We start from the raw sequence: 20,125 nt of genomic DNA, 5'->3' as shown, positions 1-20,125 counted from the left end.
TTCACTCCTTATCCTCTTGGCACCTGCTGAGTAATACAGTGAATATTTCCGCCGCCAAGTAAAATTTCTCTTGCTTTTACACCGACCACTTCACAGTTTGGATAAAGTTGTTGTAATTTTTCACGGGCAAGTTCATCATTTGGATCTCCAAATAGCGGAAAAATCACTCCACCATTAGCTGTGTAGTAATTAATATAACTTGCTGCCAGTCGGTCGCCTTCTTCTCGCGGCAACGTCCCTTCAACAGCATCCACACCTTTGCTTTCTTCATCGGTAATTAAAATTGGCTTTGGTACATTTATTTTATGCACTTCTAATTTACGACCTTTTGCATCAGTTTCATTCGATAAAATATCAAAGCATTCTTTGGAAATTTCATACTGCGGGTCCGTTTCATCATCTGTCCACGCCAGCGCTACTACACCTGGGCGTACATAATTAAAAATATTATCTACATGACCATTCGTTTCATCTAAATAAATCCCTCGTTTTAGCCAAATAATTTTTTCTAAATTCAAGTACTCTTTTAAAACCATTTCGATTTGCTGTTTGGAAAGTTGTGGATTGCGTCCTTCTGATAATAAACATTCTTCTGTCGTTACAAGTGTACCTTCACCGTCGACATGAATGGAACCGCCTTCTAACACAAAATCAGCCAAGCGATAACGATCTTTCCGCTCTAATTCGCATATTTTTTGAGCAACTTGATCATCTTTATCCCACGGGAAGTACAAACCATCGACCAATCCCCCCCAAGAGTTAAATGACCAATCGACTCCACGTACGTCACCAGAATCATTAACAACAAAAGTTGGCCCAGAATCGCGCACCCAAGCATCGTCGTTATCCATTTCAACTACGCGAATTTCATCAGGTAGCATATATCTTGCATTTATATATTGACTAGAACTTGCAACAACAGTAACTGGTTCAAAACGGGAAATCGCTGTCGCCACATCAACAAAAGCTTTTTGTGCAGGCTTAGCTCCTAAACGCCAATTATCTGGTCGTTCTGGCCAAATAATATAGCAACCAGCATGTTTTTCAAATTCCCCAGGCATTCTAAATCCATCTTTTTTAGAAGAACTATCAATCGTTCTCATTTTCTATCTCTCCTTTGTCTTTTCTTTTACCAGCAAGCCAAATACATATTTCACCAACAATCACCGCTACAACGGTTCCAATTAAGATTGGGATTTTTTCATTTAATTCTGCACTCGAACCATTTAATGGTACTGCAGAGAAAATCAAAGTAATAATGAGTAAAATCATTGGTACAAAAGTCATTAAGTAAAGCAAGATTTTGCCACCCGGCACTTTAAATGGACGTTCTCGGTCCGGATCCAACTTACGTAATTTCAAAAACGCTGGGAACATCAAGATATATGAACCTAGTAAAGCAACTACATTTAATGCAAAGAATGCCCAGAAAATATTTTCATTTGGAATAAGTGGTGCCACAACAATTAATACAGAAGCTACAATCCCGTTTAATATACTAGTACCTGTTGGCATATCATTTTTCGGATTTGTTTTTCCAAAAACAGCTGGTAAATCTTTGTTTTTCGCTGCATACATCGCTACATAGTTCACGCCCAGTGCCCAAGACACTAAATTTGCTACTAATGTATACATAAACATAATCCCAATAATAATAACAAATGGGTTAACTCCGCCAATCAGCATAATGAAGCTATCAATAAGACCGCCTGACGTTGAAAGTTCAGAAGTCGGAATTGCTGCCCCCATCCCGAATGCTGCTAGTAAATAGAAGAATGCAATCAAAATCCCACCATAAATAATTGCTTGAGGAATTTGTTTTTTAGGATTTTCCATGTCACTCGCAAGCGTTGTTACCACTTCAAAACCTAAGAAATTGAATAAAATGACTGAAATAAATGATAAACTCTCTAAATCAAAAGTTGGAAGTAATGCTTTTCCAGAAAAGTCATTCGCCAATCCCTTCGTAATCGCAAAATAAATCCCAAGCACACCAAGGCAAAGCATAATTGCCACTTTACAGAAAGCCGCTATATTAAGAATCCATTTACTATCACTCACTGGATAACAACTAACAATAACAACAATCCACACAAAAACGAGCTGAATCAAAATCGAAACCGGCGTCCCAAATGAAACCGGGAAAATTTGCGTAATAACTTCTACAAACAATACCGCTAAACTCGCCATCCAAATTGGATAATTAATCCAGTATAACCAAGCAACACGAGCACCCCATTTTTGGCCGAATGCCCGCTTTACCCAATCATAAATTCCACCTTCATCATCATAGGTTGTCCCAAGCTCAGCCGAAACAAGTCCATATGGTAAGAAAAATAAAATAAGTAACGCAATCCACCAGAAAAATTGAGATGATCCTATCGCCGCTGCTGGCGCGGCAGATTCCACAACCAAAACGACACATACAGCCATAAGAACCGCATCAAATAATCTGAATTTCTTCTTTTTTTCCAAAATGCCCACTCCTCTTTTTAAGTGGGGGGAAGAAAACGGCCAGCGTTCTCTTCTCCTCCTTATTTTGGTATCTTATAAGCCAGCGCCATTTCTAATTAATAACTCTAATTCTGCATCATATTTTTCCGCAACTGCAAAACCCGCTTCTTTCACATACGGATTCATAAAGTACACAAGCAGTGCTCTCATTGCTGTTAAACGATTTTCAGCTTCGTCAATAACAACGGAGTATGGAGCATCGAGCACTTCATCAGTAACCTCTTCACCACGAGTTGCAGGTAGACAATGCATAAACTTCACATGCGGAGCCGCTTTACTGATTAATTCTTTATTCACTTGATATTTAGGATAGAAAGTTTTCATTCGCTCTTCTTCGGAAAGTTCCGCTTCGTATAGGCCATACCAAACATCTGTATAAATGAAATCTGCGTCTTTTAACGCAATGTCCACATCTTCTGTAATTAAATAGCTTCCGCCAGATACTTTGCAGTTTTCTTCAGCAATTTTCAAATGTTCTTCACGTAATTGAAATCCTTTTGGTCCAAATTGAACGAAATCCATTCCAAGTTTTGTTGCCATAAACATTGTAGATGCACATACTTGAGTAGCATCTCCTACAAAGACAATTTTGCAGTCTTCAATTTTCTTTCCTTTGGGAAGGTGTTCAAACATAGTAATTGCATCCCCTAATTCTTGTGTTGGATGGTTGTAATCACTCATTCCATTAATAACAGGAATAGCAGCTGTATTTGCGAGTTCTACTACTGTTTGATGACGTTCAACACGCGCCATCAATATATCTACTAATCTAGAAAGAACTTTAGCTGTATCGCCTACTGATTCATGTCCACCGAGCTGAATTTGTCCAGGAGCTAAATATTCTGCATGACCACCAAGCTGTGTCATTGCTGTTTCAAAAGATACACGAGTTCTTGTTGATGATTGTTCAAAAATCATACCCAGTGTCTTATGTTTTAAAAGTTGTGGGTAATGACCGTTTTTAATAGATTCTTTCATTTTGCGACCAATTTCTATCATAAATAGTATTTCTTCTTTAGAAAAATCTTTTGTGTCGATAAAATCTCTTTTTTTGTTCATTTCTATCACCTCAACCATTTATTTTCTGAACCTTTTCTGGGGCATACTCGAGTATTTCCTTGCCACATGCTCATCATAGTACAAAAAAGATAGTTTTTGAATACGTTTTCTTTTTTTAAGAACAGACGGAATCAGCCTGTAACTCGTTACATTCTGCGTAACATGTAACCCAAATACAAAAAGAAGACTGGAAAAACCCTTCTTATAAGGGTTTCTCCAGTCTATTTGCCTCTCTTAAGCATAGTCACCTGGTTTTGTTTTGCTCTTCATCGCTACACCAAAGTCTGTGTAGATACGTTCTGTTAATTTGTTGCCTTTCAACTCCGCAATGTGATGCGCTAATATTTGGAAAGGAAGAATCATTAGGAACGGCGCTTGATATTCGTCTAAATCTGCCGGTATCAAAAGCGTTCGATCATTTCCAGTTGTACCAAATTTAACTGTATACGTAAATGGTGTATATTTAGATTCATAATTGCGCAACGCTACTAATCGTTCGGTAACGGCGCTTTCTGTTTCTAAAAAGAAGATTCTATGCTGTGGATTTACTTCTAAATATGGTCCGTGCATAAACGCTTCTAAATCAAGACCTTGTGATGGCACGCGGACGGTTTCTGAGAATTTTGTTTCAAATTCTTTGCATGTTCCAACAGTAGGACCATATCCAATAGCTGTAAACTTCGGTGCACTAGCAAATTCTTCTTGCCATTTTTCATAAAATGCTTCTGTTTTGGCAATTGTTGCCGGGATTGCGTCCGTTGCTCGACTAAATGCGTTGATTTCATTATTGAACCTAGTTTCATCAATTTGTGCTGTTTTATACGCAAAATGAAGTCCAGTCAGCATTAATGTTAGAACTGTTGCTGTAAAACCTTTTGTTACGTAGCCAACTCGTTCTTTTCCGGAGCCGATATCAAGCGTAATATCTGCAAACTCAGCAATTTCACTCGTTACATCACTAGTTAGTGCCACTACTGGAACGGAAGCTTCTTTTTTCACTCGTTCTAGCGCAGAAATGGTCGATGTACTTTGACCACTTTGCGAAATCCCAATAACCAAATCTAGATGACTTGATAATTTTTCATAATATAAATGGTTGAACGGTTCTTCAATCGTAATGCGGACATCAGCTAAATTTTCAATATAATATTTGGCGCTTTGAGCTGCGTTTAAACTCGATCCAGTTGCTAAAATCAGCCATTCTTTTGCGCCATTTTTTACGAGTGATTCTAGTTTTTCCGCATTTGTTTGGAAATCCGCTAAAATTGCACGGCACATTTCCTCTTCTTCATTAATATAAGTCATCATTGTTGGTTTCATTTTAAACTTCTCCATTCGTTACTGTTTCTGCTTCTACTTTCCCAGCAGCTTTTTGTTCTAACACATACGCGCGGTTTGCTACGAGTACAAATGGTAGGTAAATCAGCGTTCCAACGATAATAATTGCGATTTGCAGGATGGATGCGCGAATGTCTCCACCTGTTGCAAGATAACCAGAAAGCACGGGTGGTGTTACCCACGGAATTAAGATATAAGTTTGGCTAATCCAGCCCCATGAAGTCGCGAAGTACGCCATTGCAGTGGAAGCTAGTGGTGCAATAACTAATGGAATACCATAAATCGGGTTGAACACAACTGGCAGACCGAACATTAGCGGTTCGCTGACATTGAAAATACTCGGAATCAACCCAAATTTTGTAACCATGCGGTGATCTGGCCGTTTAGATGCAATGAAAATCGCGATAACTAAACAGATGATTGTTCCGCCACCACCCATGTATACAAAAGCATCCAAAAACGGTTGCGTAACAATGTTTGGTAGAGCAGTCCCTGCGTTCACTGCATCAATATTTTGTTGTAAGGAAGTTAAAAGTACTGGTCCGGAAATCGCGCCTAGTACGAATGCGCCGTGAATACCGAAGACCCATAAGAATCCCGCTAAGAATACATAAAGTAGAATTCCTGGTAATGTTTGGAAACCACCAACTAATGGAATTTGCAGTACTTTTACGATAATTTCGGGAATACTCATTGATACAAAACTAACTACAAGTACTTCGATAATTGCTAAGATACTTAGAACTAAGAAAGATGGAATTAAAATGTTAAATGATTTTGCAATTGCTGGTGGAACACTTTCAGGCATAGAAATCTTTAATTTTTTGCTTTTCGAGAATTTCGCAAGCATGGTAACACTGACTAAAGCAGCGATAATCGCGAGGAACATCCCTGTTGAACTTGTCATTTCTTGTGTTAAAACGCCGCCCGCTTCAAAAGCTTTTCCATCAACAGACATTAAATGAGAAGAAGCCGGTATTAAAACAACATAAGCAGCTACAGCGATAACACCTTCTGTACGCCCTTCCATCCCGTAAGATTTAGCTAAAAAGTTACCTATTAAGAATGCTGCTAAAATTGCCATAATGCCGAGTGTCGCGTTATAGACCTGAATACCTACACCCAAATAATTTTCTACATTTGGAATGAATTTAAGCAAACCATTTTGTGGTTGGAGCAAAACGTTATTTACGAGTAAGAAAAATGCGGCAATAATCGTAATCGGAATCATTGCTGCAAAGCCATCACGAATTGCCATGATATGCTTTTGCGATGAAATTTTTTGGGCAAAAATTGATAATCCTTCAATAAATCGACTTGATAAAGTTCTCTCTGAATTCATTTTTTTGTCCTCCTATGACTTCCCTGTTATTTTGTTTAAATCTGCTACAATTGACATCCATTTGCCGGCATTACCGACCCAAACTTCCTTATAAGTTGCATTATTAAACTCCGGCCAGTATGGTTCATCTTCATTTCTAAAAGTTTCCATTCCGACTGGTATTTCCCCTGTGATTTCGCCGTTCAGTACACTGTATTGCTGTGCGTAACGGTATCCTTCGCCGTGCATCATTGATTGTCCAAATGGGTTCATTCCAATCACCCACTGTAACTGCCCTTCCGCAATATCCAGAAGCGCCTTATCTTTCAAAATTTTCCCAGCAATCGATGCCGCTTTTCCTGCCGAAAGTAAAATAGCGTTATTACCTCTAAACGAGAACCAAATTGGGAATTTTCGTAAAGCTATCTCATCGTTTATTTTGATACCTTGCTCGAATTGTAATTGATATTCTTCTATCGCTCGTTCATCAATGAGTAAATGTTGTAAGTGGAAACTTGCTTCGTCTAAATACTCGTCTTTTTTGTAAAATCCTGCTGGAATAAGTGGATATGGTTTAGTGAAACGTGTTACTTTTTTCAAATAATCACCATACATTTCGACTGATTGCTTCCAAATTTGTTTTTCGGCATGCGCTGGTTGCGTTTCAAGCGCAGCCTCAAGTGCTAGTAAATAAAGATGTTCGCGCGCTTGATGATTAAAATGCTGAATAACTTTGTGCGTTTTATCTCGGTAGAAAAATCCTTTGTAAAGTTCGCTAGTTTCGCCGTCTTTAACCCCAGCTGTTTCTTGCGCTTCTAACATCAAATCTAACCACTCGGCCGCTTTTACTGCATAAATTTCTTTGTCAGTTAATTGATAAACCATTGAAGCCGCCCAAGAAGCTGTAGCATAATATAAACTTTCCGAGGTTTGATACGTATGCTCCCAGAAAATCGGTTTTTGACCTGTTCCATGTTTTTCTAGTTCTTCTATCGCAAAAAATAAATCCTCTTCCGCGATTCTTAGCAAATGATTCTGCATGGTAGCATTATCCGTAATTTGGCTACCAATATAGGCTTCCATACCCGCACAATAAAAGTTCTCATAAGCTTGATTGTGAACGCGTGCAATTGCGTCATCCATGCCGCCAACAAGTCCATCTGTCCATCTCGTCATACCTGCGCTAGTAGCCCTAAAACCATCTCCGAACCGCGTTTTCAAAATGAAATCTAATCCCCACTCACCTTCTTCCAAAAGACGCATCCGCAACGTTTCCTCTTTTTCAGGTAAACTCGCAGCCATTTCATATAAAGCCATTGTTACTTCCGCCGTTTGAATGAGTTGCTGCGAAACATCTCCCGCATCGTGCCAACCTCCATTAAAAGAAAGCTGTTTCCCATCATGTTCGGCAATAATATCCGCATGACAAGTCGTATGTTTACCAAAAATTGGACAACCACAACGTTCGCAGAAAATAAAATTGAGTGATTTCCAGATAGAAGATTCCCAAATCACTTCAGAAGTCCCAATTTGGAAAGTTTCCGATTGCATATCCGCAAATTTCAAATAATATTCGCCCACAGTTTGTAAATCAGAAAAATCAAGAATAATGAAATTGCCAGTTTCTGTTGTGTTTTGGTAACTTTTTCCAGTGAAAACAATTTTGTCTGTTTCTTTTTCGTGGATTGTAAAAGCTGTCGCAGCATGATTGTTCGCGCAAAATGCCACTTTTGGCATGTCTTTGGAGTAGCCGTTATGCGAATAAATTAGCATATTATCTTGAGGAATCCAGCCCTTGGAAATCTCCGGCTCACTGATTTGTTCTAATTTAATTTCGTTAATGAATAATTCCATTGTTCCAGCAGTCAGTCGCTCTGGGCCATTCAAGTAATAACTAAAACTCATTTCAGTCATACGATCACGCGGTAGCCCTTCAATTTCAAAGATGACATCATTCCATTCATGATTGATTAAATTCACACCATGAACACCTTCGCGCCCATATATATCAGGCACTTTCACTGTCCCATCATTTTTAAAACTAATCATCAAATAAGGATTTGTTACTCCCGGAAAATTAGGAAAAACTTGGATTCGTACACGATTAAAGCCGCTCCAGTCCTCATTTTCGAGTGATGCCGATATGGTAACGTTACCAAAATTGGTGTAATCACCGTCATCTGGCGCACCAGCAGGCCAATGTGGCATATCAACTGGTGAAGCAAGCTTAATTTCTCCTTGTGCTGAAATAGCAAATTCTCCTGCGCCTTGATGTGTAAAATCTAAAGGAACTTCTTGTTCAGAGCTAAATAATGTCTTACTGGATAAAACTTGTTTCTTTTTCGCTAAAGTTTCTAATGCGTGCTCGGTTTCAATAGGGAGTGGCCGATGAATAATACCAGTTTGTGCAATTTGTCGTTCCATACTTGGCTTCATTCTTTTCCTCCTTCATTTCCTAGTCTCATTCCAATAACTGCTGCGCCAATTAAGCCAACTTTATCTTTTTCAAGCTTAGAGCGAACAACACCTTTTGTAACAAAACGGATTGTATTGCTTTGAAGATTAGCTAAGATCTTTTGGAAAAAATGTTCGTTCCGTGTCACGCCTCCGCCTAGAACCACACATTCAGGATCGGTTGTACGAACTAAATTCATAATTAAATTGGCCAGTTGAAGTGTTGCATTATCAATGATTTTCTCCGCAAGCACATCTTTTTGTTCAGCAGCGTGAAGAATCCGTTTCCCAGTTAGTTCTGCTTTATTTTCAGCAAGTACCGATGTTGGATAGTTATTTAAATGTCTTAGCGCCTCTTCTTTAATTCCAAGACCAGAAGCAAGTCGTTCCACACAACCACGTCTACCGCAACCACAGAGTACATCGCTATGAATATCCACTACCGCATGACCGATTTCACCTGCATTAAAGTGCCCACCTTGTGTAACTCGTCCATCTACCACAAAACCAGCAGCAAGACCGGTTCCAATATTTAAATAAATAAAATCATTTGTTTCTTGCCCCCAACCAAATTGCTTTTCGGCCATCGTTGCGCAAACTACGTCATTGCCAAGACTTACCGGTAATCCCGTTTTCGCTTCTAAAATGTCAGCAAGCGGGGTTGGATTCGTCTTCCCTGGTTCGATTTCTAACCAAACACCTGACTTATGGTCCACCCGGCCAACGAGCCCTACGCCAATACTCGTTTGTTTTTCTGCTATAAAACCAATATTTTGCATGTAGTCATCTAATGCCCCAATCAGTACTTCAGTAGCTTTAGTCTGATTTTCCGTATCGCTTGGATAGCTCTTGGAATTTAGCACCTCACCATCTTTTGTTACTTCGCCAATTAAAATTTTAGTGCCACCTAAATCGATTCCGATGACAGATTCTTGTATGTTCAACTATTTCACCTCATTTTTGGTAACGTTACCAAATAAAACCATTTGTTGATAGCGCTTTCTAACATAGAATAACCGGATATTTTTAATATGTCAACCCTTTTTTGCATATTTTTGATAACGTTACCAAATTATGCTTGTTATTTGCCCTTAAATACGCTAAAATTAAAATAGTTAAAAATGCTTATGAGGTGAACATTCCTAATGAAAAAAATAACTATACAAGAAATAGCTAAACTTAGTGGTGTTTCCGTTTCCACTGTTTCTAGGGTTCTTAATAATAGCCCCTCGGTTTCAGCTGCGAAACGCAAAAAAATCCAAGCAGTCATCGACGAACATAATTACACACCTAGCGTTTTTGCTCGTGGAATGGTTAATAAGCAAACGAAGAATATTGGTGTCATTTTACCTGATATTTCCAATCCTTATTTTATTTCACTTATAACGCAAATTCAAAAATTCGCGCTAGATTATATGTTTTCAACGATTTTGTTTAATACCATGCTTGCCGAGCCAAATAATAAGAACAATCAACACCCTCTAACCGAAGAAGATTACTTGAAAATCATTTTAGAAAAGCAAGTGGATGGTTTACTTATTTTAGGTGGCGAAATTGATAAAGAAATCGTTTCAAAAGAGTACATTACTGCTCTAAATCAACTAAATAAAGCAATTCCAGTAGTTGTGATTGGGTCGAAAATCCCTGAACTGAACTGTTTATTTATTGAACGTAATTTAAAAAAAGGCGTAACAACCTTAGTTAGCCATCTAACCGCACTTGGTCATAAAAATATTGGTTTTATTGGCGGGGAAGCTGGCGTCAAAATCACCACTTACCGTCTAGAATCTTTTAAAGAAGCAATGGCGAGCTATCAACATCCGATAAACGACGACTGGGTGGTTCTGTCTGATTATTATACGGCTGATGGCTACGCGGCCATGACTCAACTTTTAGAAAATAGCGCTACTTTGCCGAGTGCACTGGTGGCTATCAACGACAATGTGGCTATCGGGGCAATTCGAGCGATTAACGATGCCAAACTTTCTTGCCCAGAAGACATTGCTATTGTTAGCTGCGATCAATTTATGAATGGCGATTACCAAACTCCGCGCTTAACTTCCATGGATCAACACAATGAATATCTTGGTAAAATGGCGATTTTACAACTGATTAGCGCCATTAATGGTCAAGTTGAGCCAATGATAATCAACCATAATCCAGAATTAATTATCCGCGAATCATGCGGCTCTAAGCTATAACGAAAGGAAGGTCTACTTGGAAAAATACTTAATTTGTTCTGATTTAGACGGAACATTACTACTTAAAAACCAAACTATCTCACCAAAAACACTAAATTTATTGCAACAATTAATAGAAGAAGGTCATCATTTTGCCGTTTCTACTGGGCGAATGTATAATTCCGCAACAGATTTCGCCAACCTCGTTCACCCAAAAGCAGATGTCATTGCTTCCAACGGCGGCGTGGTTGCAGTATCCGGCGAGATTATTCAACAAGAAAAAATGAAACAATCTGCGTTGCTAGAGACATTTTTATTGTGCCAAAATCATGATTTACCAGTGTTTTTCTTTTCAACAGACACCGTTTACTACACTAAAAATCCACCATATTATTTTACGGATGAAGAAGATAAAGGCCGCGTAAATGCTACAAAACTCGTTGCGATTAAAACAAAAGAAACTTTCCTTGAGCATGCGGATCAGTTCATTAATGGTATCGTAATCGAGGAAGAAGATTTCGACAAACTCGCAGTCCTTCGAAGCGAGCTAGAAAAACTATCCGATGTTTCTATCCTTTCTTCCCACGCCAATAATATCGAAATCTTACCAAAAGATATGGATAAAAAATACGCTGTGAAAAATCTCGCTACACATTTAAATATCAAGCCTGAAAATGTAATTACTTTTGGTGATGGTGAAAATGATATTGGGATGCTTGAAGTAGCTGGCGCAGGGGTTGCAATGGAAAATGCGAGTGAATTAGTGAAAAAAAGTGCTGATTTTGTTACTACTGCAAATGACGCCGATGGAATCTACTACTTTTTGAAAAAATATCTTAACCGTTAATAAAAAAGCTGCCCACCTGGACAGCTTTTTTTCATTTATTCTTCTACGGAAGCAGCTTCTTCATAGTTAATTAGTGCAATTAATCCGCCAACAGCAAGTAATACGATTGGCAATAAGAACATAATCGAAATTGACATTGTACAGCCGATTGCAGCCGCAACCATCATTGCTCCACCAAGACGAGGCTTATGCGAAACAACAAACGATCCTGCAAGTCCCACTCCAGAAAGCACAAGTGAACCAATCGTTAACATATAGAAGAAAAATGATTCCTCTTCTAATGCTTGTGAAATATCAGGAATAACTAGAACCATCAAACTAAATCCAATACCCAGTGCCGCCCCTAAAAAGCCAAGTAATCCTTCAACTTTCATGATAAAAACTCCTTTTTTATACGCATTTTCTTTTATGTTATCATTTTAACAAAAAATTGAATAGTTATCAGCTTGGAAGATTAAAAAAAGACCGACAATCAAGTCGGTCCAAAAAAGGGAGTTTAGGATTTTAAGGAAGTTTACAATTAGCAAAAAGGGAGTAAAACTAATTGTATTCCTTGCTTACAAGTTCTATATTAAAGGTTAATTATGAACATTTCGCAATAAAATTATTAAAAATTTGTTAATGTTTCACGTGAAACATTAACTTTTGCACCAATTAAGCATGGTTTTGCATCTACACTATGCCCTATTTCGCTTGTTCGGAAAATCGGCAACTTATACTTCCAACCAATTTGTTGATATAAGCAACCAATTCTTTCATATTCACCGTTTTCCTCTGCTTCTGAATGTTGCCCCACAATAATGCCTAAACATTTAGAAAACGCTCCTAATTGCTCTAATTGAGCCACATATGATGCAATCTTCGCCTCTTTCCCACCGAGACTTTCTAACAAAATTATTTTATTGGTGAAATCAGGCATAAAATCTGTTCCTGCTAACTTTAAAAAGCAGCGAATGTTTCCTCCAATAACATCGCCATCACGCCACGCAAACTCATTAAGCTGCTCTCCGCTAATTAATAAACGATTTTCAAAAAAGGTATTTCTAAAATAACTCTGCTGCAACTCACTATCTTTGCCGACTAAATTAAGCAATTGATAATTATAACCCAGTTGTTCTGTTTTCGTATAAATAGCATTCAAAATTACCGTTAGATCACTATAGCCAACAAACGGCTTTTGCGCATTTCGGATAATATCAAAATCAAGATAAGGCAATACTTGATTGGCTGCATCTCCACCAGAAATATCAAAGATTATTTGCACATCTGAACGCTGGTATAATTTCATCAGTTCTATCGCACGATCTTGCGGAGTACCGCTAAATGGCGATTCAGCTTTTTGAAAAATAGTTTCAGCAAAAATTACTTGTAAGCTAAATTCTGTTTTTAGCACTTGCTCAAGCTGCGCAATTCTGTTCTCATCTTCTTTTTTTCGACCATCAGAACAACAAATAATACCCACTGTATCGCCTTTTACTAGCATAGGTGCTTCACCGTCCGTTTTTTTCTCAGTATAACATAAAAACAGCTTGAGCAAATTACTGCCCAAGCTGTTTATTTAAATGTCTTAAATTACTAGTGTGATTAAACGTTCTTCTAGTTTTGCTTCTTTTGCATCTGTAATCATTACGTCTAAATATTGATTGGAGTTGGTTACTACTACTGGAGTTGTAACGTCATATCCAGCAGCTTTGATGCCTTCAATATCAAATTCAGTTAGTAATTGACCTTTTTCGATTACGTCGCCTTGTTTCACGTGTGCTGTGAAGAATTTACCTTCTAGTTGAACTGTATCCATACCGATGTGGATTAATACTTCTGCACCGTCTTTAGTTGTAATACCGATTGCATGGCCAGTTGGGAAGATAGTTGTTACTGTTCCTGCTGCTGGAGCTACTACACGTCCAACAGTTGGGATGATTGCAACACCTTTTCCAAGTGCACCGGATGAAAATGCTTCGTCTTTTACGTCTGCTAAAGTTACGATTTCGCCAACTACTGGAGCTGGAATTGTTTCACGTTCGATTAAAGTTTCGCCTTCTACTGTGTTAGATGGTTCTACTACTGCTTCAGCTGGATCTTTGAATCCTGCTACATAAGTTAAGATGAAACCAAGGATAAAGCTGATAACCATTGCAGCAATTACCCACCAAAATGCAGCTGAAATACCAGCGCCTGGTTGAATGAAGTTAGGAAGACCGAAGATTCCAAGTCCACCCATGATATAAGCTTTTGCACTTGCAAAACCAATGATTCCGCCGCCAATACCACCAGCGATACAGCTCATGATGAATGGTTTTTTCAGTGGTAAAGTAACCCCGTAAATCGCTGGCTCAGTTACACCAAAGATACCGGAAATAAATGCTGGAATACTAAGAGATTTAAGTTTTGTATTTTTAGTTTTGAAGAATACTGCTAATACTGCACCGATTTGGGCAAAAGAAGCACCGAACATCATTGCAAGTACTGGATCTGCTCCAAGTGTTGTTAAGTTGTTGATTGCCACTGGAATAAGACCCCAGTGAAGTCCAAAGATAACGAATACTTGCCAGAAACCACCTAAGATTAAACCAGCAACTACTGGGCTTAAGTTGTAAATCCAAATTGTTCCTGCTCCAAGTAGTTGACCAGCCCAAGTTGCGATTGGTCCGATTACAAGGAAAGTAAGTGGAACTACTAATAATAATGTACAGAATGGAACTACGAAAGTTTTAATTACATCTGGAATGATTTTTTTGAAGCCTTTTTCTACTTTTGAACCAAAGTATGTTGCTAAAATAATTGGAATAACAGAAGATGCATAAGACATCAAGATAACTGGAATTCCTAAGAATGTTACGTGAATTGGAGATTCAAAAATTGTTCCTTGGAAAAGTGTGTAAATTGGGTCACCTGCTGAAATACCTGCAAGTGTTGGATAAACTAGGGAAGCACCAATTGCCATCCCGATAAATATGTTTCCGCCGAATTTTTTCATTGCTGTGTAACCTAGGAAGATTGGGAAGAAGTAGAATAAACAATCCCCAATTGCATAAAGTAGTTGGTAAGTACCTGAAGTAACTGTAATCCAACCAAATGCTGCAAACATTGCTGTGAAACCTTTAATCATACCTGTTGCGGCTAATACACCTAGAACTGGTGTAAATACGCCAGAAATCATATCAATGAAGCGGTTGAAGATGTTACCACTTGCTGGAGCGCTACTATCGTCTCCTTCAGCTGCAATCCCACCAACTTCTAATACTGCTTTAAATACGTCTGGTACATGGTTACCAATAACTACTTGATATTGACCACCGCTTTTAATTACGGAGATTACTCCATCAAGCTTTTCAATTTCTTTTGTGTTCGCAATATTCTCATCTTTCAGTTTAAACCGAAGTCTGGTAATACAATGGAAAACACTGTTAATATTTTCTTTTCCGCCGACATTTTTCAAGATGTCTTTTGCTAACTGTTCATATTTCATTTTGACGACTTCCTTCCTCTTTTTGGGTTTTTGGGCAAAAAGAAAAACCTAAGCTCATTCGAGGACTTCACGTATACACGTGTCCTACAAATCAGCTTAGGTTTTGCCCAATGAATTGGTAACAATCCTTTGTGATGAGATAAATATATCATATAAAGAAAACGGTTGCAAGCCTTTTTTTAAAATTTTTTTATTTGGGGAGTTTTAGCGCTCCCCAAACAAGTCAGTGCCATGTATTTCAACCGCTCCTGTTTCTTTTTTAATCCATTCCATATTGTGCGATTTAATTCCTCCACCTGGTAAAATAATGATTCGTCCCGCTGCGTAATCAATATATTTTTGCCACTGAACAAAAGTTTCTTCGGGAAGTTTAGCGCCGTCACCACCGTGCGTAAGAATTCGCGTAACGCCTTGCTCAGCTAACCAGTCTATTGCAGGTAATTTTTCTGTTTCTACTAACTCATCAAACGCCATGTGAAAAGTTACTTCCAGATTTTCTGCGGCTTTCAATAATTCATTTGTGGCTGGTTTATCTAGCAATCCTGCATCCGTAATACAGCCAAAAACCACGCCATCAACTGCCATTTTCTTGTACATCAAAATATCATCAATCATAACTGAAATTTCTTCTTTTGTATAAACAAAATTGCCTTTTCGGGGACGGACCATTGCCATTACACTTACATTTTGTTCGTGGCAAATTTTCACCACATATTTCGCAACCCCGTAGCTAACCGATGTTCCGCCCTCCGCTAGATTATCACAAAGTTCCACTCGATTAGCTCCAGCTTCAATAACATTTACCAGATTAGTAATATTTTCAATACAGGCTTCTTTTAAAAGCATCATCTAACCTCCAAAAAGCGCGAAAATAATGTTCATTTTCGCGCCCCATTTTTATTATAAGTGGAAAATCCGATCAGCGAACTTATCTTCAATAGCAAAATTGTATTCGTAGCCACCATCAATATTTGCACTGCGATAAACTGGTGGTGTGTAGCCTTTTTCAAGCATGAGTTCTACCGCTTCATAAATTGTTTGTTGGAGAAGCAGAACGGCTGAGAATGAAGAGGTTCCGCATACTTTTCCTTCCAAACCATCTAATTCAAGTGCCGCATCCCCTTGAACCGAGCGATTATCTAAAATAACATCCGCAAACTCGTACAACAATTTGCCAGAAGAGTGTCTGGAAGCTGCCGTTTGCGAGGCATCAAGTGCCGTTACAACAATCAATTTACAGCCCTGTGATTTGATCCATTCTGCAAGTTCGATTCCCATCGGATTACGGCCCGAATTAGATATAAGGAAGAAGATATCATTTGGTTTTGCTTGCAATCTATGAGTTAATAAAGAACCTACACCCTCAATGGATTCATAGTAGCCTCCAGCTGGATCCATAATTACTTTTGATGGAATAAGTCCTCCTGCTCTTCCACATACTTCAATGGCTGCGGCATATGAATGCCCACTACCAAATGCTTGAATAATCCCGTCATTCATAATGCTATCTGCTACTAGTTTTGCTGCTTGATGAATGTTTTCCGCCTGTGTCTTTTCCAGTTCGTCCGTTAATTCACGCGCTTTGTCAAAAAATGTTAAGCCCATTTTGTCTATTCCTCCAATTTTTATATTTTAACCTAGAATTTTTAGGTTGAATAAAATAATCGCAATTACCATTACTAATAAAATTGCTTTCGTAGATGTCATTTTTTTGTGGCCTAAGAGTGCATAGATTAGTGCCACGAGTAAGACAGGAACGAGTGACGGCATGATTTGATCCAGCATGTCTTGCATTTTGAGTTCTACTTTTCCTGATTTATAAACAAATGGCACGGTTGCTTTGATGACAGTTGGTATTAAAGCCCCAACGACCGTGACCCCGAGAAGAATCGCTGCATCGGTTAACGCGTTAAGTCTGTCTGCAAATTCCGTGACTAGCTTCGCACCTTGCTTGTATCCAAGTGGAAGTAAAGTGAATCTAGCTCCAACCACTAAAATATTAACTAATACCCAGATAACTACACCTGTCACATTACCTTGAAGTCCCATATACGCTGCAATTGATCCGAAAATCGTCGGCAAAATAACTCCGAAAATGGTATCACCAACACCCGCAAACGGTCCCATTAATCCAGTCTTCAAACCGGTTACGACCTCTTTGGATGCTTTCTTTTCTCGTTCTTCAATCGCCATATCCATTCCTAAAATCAAACCACCAACCATCGGATTCGTATTGAAAAATTGGTTGTGCATATTCATCATATCTTTTAAATCATCGTCTGTTTTATACAGTTTCCGAAGCGTTGGCAAAATACTATAAAGATAACCAGTCGACATCATTCGCTCATAGTTCCAACAGATTTGGCTGGCAAACAACCAACGAAAGTTTGCTGCTATTAAATCGCGTCTCTTGAGGACTTTTTCAAAATCCTGCTCAGTCTTCGTATTCGCCATCTTCATTCTCCTCCCCAACTAGCGCTACACCATTTGCTCCTGCAGCTACTGGATTTTTGAAATTTTGTTTGAAGTAGATGATTGCTAATGCTACACCAATTAGCGCTACGCCTAGCATTGGTACTTTTAGATAAGCTGCTGCTACAAATCCGATAATTAAATAAGCGACAAATTTGTTTGTTGGTAAGTAACGAAGGAGAATCGCGATACCAACTACCGGAAGAATTCCACCCGCTACACGAAGACCGCCCATTAGCCATTCTGGAATTTCGTTAAGAATAAAATCAACCACGCTTTGTCCAAAAGTCAACATGATAAATACGGGAACTGCGCGTGATAAAGCCCATGGTAAAGCTCCGTACCAAATGTTCCTTTTAACCGCCGAAAGGTTGCCCGAAGCGATGTTAGAATCAATCCGGTGTAAGAAAAATGTATTCGTAAATCTTGCTAAAATATCTAATTGAACCATTAAAAGTCCCACTGGAATTGCAAGTCCAATCGCAAATTCCGCATCCTGACCTGACAAAACGGCAAAAACTGTTCCGACGATTGCTCCCGTTGTAAAGTCAGGAATCGATGCCCCGCCGTATGTGCCGACACCTAAAACCATCAGCTGTAATGTTGCACCAATCGCAAGTCCGAGCACCATGTCACCCATAATGATTCCAGCGAGCGTTCCTGTTATGACAGGGAAATTAAGTCCTATTACTAAAGTTAAAGCATCAAGAATGGTACAAGCTGCAAGTATAACTAACAATATAATCTGCCAAACTGCTAAATCCATTGTCGTTCTCCCTTCTTATTACTTATTTTTTTAATAAACTTGCAAATTCAACCGCATCTTCACTCGGAACCATTTGAGCAGTGATTTTAATGCCTTTTTGCAATAAATAATCAAAATCTTCCAAATTTTCATCTGTCACGCTAACTGATTTTTTGATTTGGCGGCTCCCCGCTTTAGTCGACATATTTCCAACATTGATTTGGGGAAGTTCTACGCCTGCATCCACTAAACCGCGAAGAGCATGAGGTGATTTTACGATTAAGAAAACTTGCTGACCTGCGTATTTATCATTATTGATATTATTTGCTGCGCCTTTTACTGTCAGAATACTTAGTTTGACACCAGCCGGTGCTGCGGTTTTTAAGGCAACTTTTTCCATTTCATTTTTTACAACAGCATCGTCAACAATCATAATTCGCGTTGCTTTTATTGTATTGGTCCACATTGTTGCTACTTGTCCGTGAATTAATCTCTCATCTACGCGTACGTGTTTAATTCCGTTACTTCCCATCAGTCCTCTTCCTCCCCTTCATCACTTACAATCATATGACTCGCTTTTAATCCCACAAATTGAATATTTTCTTTTGCCCCAAGCATTGCTTCCTCCAAACTTTCTCCAAGGCTAAGTGGAATGATTAATCCGAGCGACAAACCTGATAAAACTTTGACTTCTGGATGTTTCGCACTAAAAATTTGAGCCGCATTACACGGTGTACCACCAACAATATCAACAATGATAGCGGTTTCATTTCCTGGTAAGTAAACGTCCGTGTAGGCGTCTAATACATCTGTCACCCCCATTTCTTCCGTAAAAGTAATTGCTCTGATATTGGTTGTTTGGCCAGTAATCATCTGGCAGCTATTTTTCACTTCCTGCGCGTACCGGCCATGTGCTGCGATAATATAATCCAAGTAATTAACTCCCTTCTATTGTTTTTTCTTTTCAATTTCAATAGAGTAAAAATTATGCCGTAAATAGCTTTCAATATATTCATAGGGTTTCCCCTCTGGCACATAAGTTATTCTTTCAATGTGATAAAGTGGTAATTCGGTATCAATTTCGAGTAATTTAAAATTATTTTTATCTTTTACTGGAAATTCGACTTGAATCCGCTCTTTCATCGCTTCGTGCAAAATATTAATGCCATAAAGCTCTTTAATAACCTCAGATAAAGAATTAAACCTCTCAAGATTCGTTAAGTCTACGTTGATCAAATTGGATTTTGCCATATAGTTATTTTGAACGGTCCAAGGAACATCATCAATGAGACGGATTCGTTGGAAATGAACAATCATGTTTTCAGGTGGGATTTGTAAATTTTTAGCAATTCGCGCATCCTGAATTTCATTAATTGCAACGACTCTTGTATGTTCGTTAGCAATTTTTGTTTTGCGATTGAATTTTCCGTTCGGCACTGTTGTATATTCATTAAAAATAACTTCTTCGTTAATAATGGATTTACTAACGTATGTGCCTTTTCCTTGATAACGTGCTAAAATCCCAGCTCTTACTAATTCATGTAAAGCGCGAACAACTGTCGTATTACTAACATTGTATTTCTTTTTCAGTTCATCTTCTGAATAAATTTTTTCCCCGGGCTTAAAAGTTCCGTCACTAATTAATCGCTTGATATCATTAATTATAATAGCGTATTTTGGTTCTGCCATAATAAATTCCCCCTAAAGCATCCCGCGTGTTAACACG

General features: G+C 38.5%; 19 protein-coding genes. 2 read left to right on the top strand and 17 right to left on the bottom strand.

Annotated elements, in window-relative coordinates; all coding sequences use genetic code 11:
- Positions 1–8 precede the first annotated feature (8 nt).
- From aguA to HRK21_RS06145, 7 genes are all read right to left on the bottom strand, one after another.
- Entirely contained in the window at positions 9–1,103 is a 1,095-nt protein-coding gene (gene aguA, locus HRK21_RS06175) for an agmatine deiminase (RefSeq protein ID WP_070006437.1), read from the bottom strand.
- Positions 1,090–2,475 carry an APC family permease gene (locus HRK21_RS06170; RefSeq protein ID WP_070006438.1) on the bottom strand — a complete coding sequence of 462 codons (1,386 nt, stop codon included), beginning with the start codon at positions 2,473–2,475 and terminating at the stop codon, positions 1,090–1,092. The genes aguA and HRK21_RS06170 overlap by 14 nt, the downstream gene beginning before the upstream one ends.
- Before the next feature lie 72 nt (positions 2,476–2,547).
- Positions 2,548–3,573, bottom strand: a complete 1,026-nt coding sequence (ptcA, locus tag HRK21_RS06165) for a putrescine carbamoyltransferase (protein ID WP_003740061.1) — start codon at positions 3,571–3,573, stop codon at positions 2,548–2,550.
- A gap of 234 nt (positions 3,574–3,807) precedes the next feature.
- Positions 3,808–4,893 (bottom strand): glutamine--fructose-6-phosphate aminotransferase, encoded by a 1,086-nt coding sequence (locus HRK21_RS06160; protein WP_070006439.1) that lies wholly within the window; start codon positions 4,891–4,893, stop codon positions 3,808–3,810.
- 1 nt (position 4,894) lies between these two features.
- Entirely contained in the window at positions 4,895–6,253 is a 1,359-nt protein-coding gene (locus HRK21_RS06155) for a PTS sugar transporter subunit IIC (RefSeq protein ID WP_069887535.1), read from the bottom strand.
- Positions 6,254–6,265: 12 nt separating this feature from the next.
- Entirely contained in the window at positions 6,266–8,668 is a 2,403-nt protein-coding gene (locus HRK21_RS06150; RefSeq protein WP_070006440.1) for a glycoside hydrolase family 9 protein, read from the bottom strand.
- On the bottom strand, positions 8,665–9,630 hold the full coding sequence (locus HRK21_RS06145; RefSeq protein ID WP_070006441.1) for an ROK family protein: 966 nt from the start codon (positions 9,628–9,630) through the stop codon (positions 8,665–8,667). Before HRK21_RS06145 ends, HRK21_RS06150 begins: the two co-directional genes overlap by 4 nt.
- A 201-nt stretch (positions 9,631–9,831) precedes the next feature.
- On the opposite strand from HRK21_RS06145, the gene HRK21_RS06140 reads away from it, so the two are divergent.
- Complete coding sequence (locus HRK21_RS06140) at positions 9,832–10,887, top strand: LacI family DNA-binding transcriptional regulator (protein ID WP_069887532.1); 1,056 nt, start codon at positions 9,832–9,834, stop codon at positions 10,885–10,887.
- A 16-nt stretch (positions 10,888–10,903) separates the two neighbouring features.
- Entirely contained in the window at positions 10,904–11,713 is an 810-nt protein-coding gene (locus HRK21_RS06135; RefSeq protein ID WP_069887531.1) for a Cof-type HAD-IIB family hydrolase, read from the top strand.
- 35 nt (positions 11,714–11,748) lie between these two features.
- On the opposite strand, the gene HRK21_RS06130 is transcribed toward HRK21_RS06135, so the two are convergent.
- The 10 genes from HRK21_RS06130 to HRK21_RS06085 form a co-directional block, all read right to left on the bottom strand.
- Complete coding sequence (locus HRK21_RS06130) at positions 11,749–12,087, bottom strand: DUF4064 domain-containing protein (RefSeq protein ID WP_003728738.1); 339 nt, start codon at positions 12,085–12,087, stop codon at positions 11,749–11,751.
- Positions 12,088–12,320: 233 nt separating this feature from the next.
- The gene (locus tag HRK21_RS06125; protein ID WP_070006442.1) at positions 12,321–13,196 is read right to left on the bottom strand and encodes a S66 family peptidase; all 876 of its coding nucleotides are present in this window, start codon (positions 13,194–13,196) and stop codon (positions 12,321–12,323) included.
- Positions 13,197–13,280: 84 nt separating this feature from the next.
- Positions 13,281–15,182 (bottom strand): beta-glucoside-specific PTS transporter subunit IIABC, encoded by a 1,902-nt coding sequence (locus tag HRK21_RS06120; RefSeq protein WP_069887529.1) that lies wholly within the window; start codon positions 15,180–15,182, stop codon positions 13,281–13,283.
- A 204-nt stretch (positions 15,183–15,386) separates the two neighbouring features.
- Positions 15,387–16,028 carry a copper homeostasis protein CutC gene (locus tag HRK21_RS06115; RefSeq protein ID WP_070006443.1) on the bottom strand — a complete coding sequence of 214 codons (642 nt, stop codon included), beginning with the start codon at positions 16,026–16,028 and terminating at the stop codon, positions 15,387–15,389.
- Positions 16,029–16,082: 54 nt separating this feature from the next.
- On the bottom strand, positions 16,083–16,787 hold the full coding sequence (locus tag HRK21_RS06110; RefSeq protein WP_069887527.1) for an SIS domain-containing protein: 705 nt from the start codon (positions 16,785–16,787) through the stop codon (positions 16,083–16,085).
- Between the two features lie 27 nt (positions 16,788–16,814).
- On the bottom strand, positions 16,815–17,642 hold the full coding sequence (locus HRK21_RS06105) for a PTS system mannose/fructose/sorbose family transporter subunit IID (RefSeq protein ID WP_003728733.1): 828 nt from the start codon (positions 17,640–17,642) through the stop codon (positions 16,815–16,817).
- A complete protein-coding gene (locus HRK21_RS06100; RefSeq protein WP_003740049.1) occupies positions 17,617–18,420 on the bottom strand; it encodes a PTS mannose/fructose/sorbose/N-acetylgalactosamine transporter subunit IIC in 804 nt (267 codons plus the stop codon). Before HRK21_RS06100 ends, HRK21_RS06105 begins: the two co-directional genes overlap by 26 nt.
- A 22-nt stretch (positions 18,421–18,442) precedes the next feature.
- Positions 18,443–18,931, bottom strand: a complete 489-nt coding sequence (locus tag HRK21_RS06095; protein ID WP_070006444.1) for a PTS sugar transporter subunit IIB — start codon at positions 18,929–18,931, stop codon at positions 18,443–18,445.
- Positions 18,931–19,332, bottom strand: coding sequence for a PTS sugar transporter subunit IIA (locus tag HRK21_RS06090; protein WP_070006445.1), 402 nt, complete (start codon positions 19,330–19,332; stop codon positions 18,931–18,933). Before HRK21_RS06090 ends, HRK21_RS06095 begins: the two co-directional genes overlap by 1 nt.
- A gap of 15 nt (positions 19,333–19,347) precedes the next feature.
- Positions 19,348–20,088, bottom strand: a complete 741-nt coding sequence (locus HRK21_RS06085) for a GntR family transcriptional regulator (protein WP_003740046.1) — start codon at positions 20,086–20,088, stop codon at positions 19,348–19,350.
- Positions 20,089–20,125 lie beyond the last annotated feature (37 nt).

Origin of the sequence: Listeria monocytogenes (assembly GCF_013282665.1) — a bacterium.
GTDB lineage: Bacteria > Bacillota > Bacilli > Lactobacillales > Listeriaceae > Listeria > Listeria monocytogenes_C.
The sequence above is the reverse complement of the archived record's forward strand: the minus strand, read 5'-3'. Positions and strand labels throughout refer to the sequence as shown.

Coding starts and splice junctions, on each gene's coding strand:
- aguA (WP_070006437.1), bottom strand. CDS start 1,103: ATGAGAACGATTGATAGTTCTTCTAAAAAAGATGGATTTAGAATGCCT.
- ptcA (WP_003740061.1), bottom strand. CDS start 3,573: ATGAACAAAAAAAGAGATTTTATCGACACAAAAGATTTTTCTAAAGAA.
- HRK21_RS06160 (WP_070006439.1), bottom strand. CDS start 4,893: ATGAAACCAACAATGATGACTTATATTAATGAAGAAGAGGAAATGTGC.
- HRK21_RS06155 (WP_069887535.1), bottom strand. CDS start 6,253: ATGAATTCAGAGAGAACTTTATCAAGTCGATTTATTGAAGGATTATCA.
- HRK21_RS06150 (WP_070006440.1), bottom strand. CDS start 8,668: ATGAAGCCAAGTATGGAACGACAAATTGCACAAACTGGTATTATTCAT.
- HRK21_RS06140 (WP_069887532.1), top strand. CDS start 9,832: ATGAAAAAAATAACTATACAAGAAATAGCTAAACTTAGTGGTGTTTCC.
- HRK21_RS06130 (WP_003728738.1), bottom strand. CDS start 12,087: ATGAAAGTTGAAGGATTACTTGGCTTTTTAGGGGCGGCACTGGGTATT.
- HRK21_RS06125 (WP_070006442.1), bottom strand. CDS start 13,196: ATGCTAGTAAAAGGCGATACAGTGGGTATTATTTGTTGTTCTGATGGT.
- HRK21_RS06120 (WP_069887529.1), bottom strand. CDS start 15,182: ATGAAATATGAACAGTTAGCAAAAGACATCTTGAAAAATGTCGGCGGA.
- HRK21_RS06115 (WP_070006443.1), bottom strand. CDS start 16,028: ATGCTTTTAAAAGAAGCCTGTATTGAAAATATTACTAATCTGGTAAAT.
- HRK21_RS06110 (WP_069887527.1), bottom strand. CDS start 16,787: ATGGGCTTAACATTTTTTGACAAAGCGCGTGAATTAACGGACGAACTG.
- HRK21_RS06105 (WP_003728733.1), bottom strand. CDS start 17,642: ATGAAGATGGCGAATACGAAGACTGAGCAGGATTTTGAAAAAGTCCTC.
- HRK21_RS06100 (WP_003740049.1), bottom strand. CDS start 18,420: ATGGATTTAGCAGTTTGGCAGATTATATTGTTAGTTATACTTGCAGCT.
- HRK21_RS06095 (WP_070006444.1), bottom strand. CDS start 18,931: ATGGGAAGTAACGGAATTAAACACGTACGCGTAGATGAGAGATTAATT.
- HRK21_RS06085 (WP_003740046.1), bottom strand. CDS start 20,088: ATGGCAGAACCAAAATACGCTATTATAATTAATGATATCAAGCGATTA.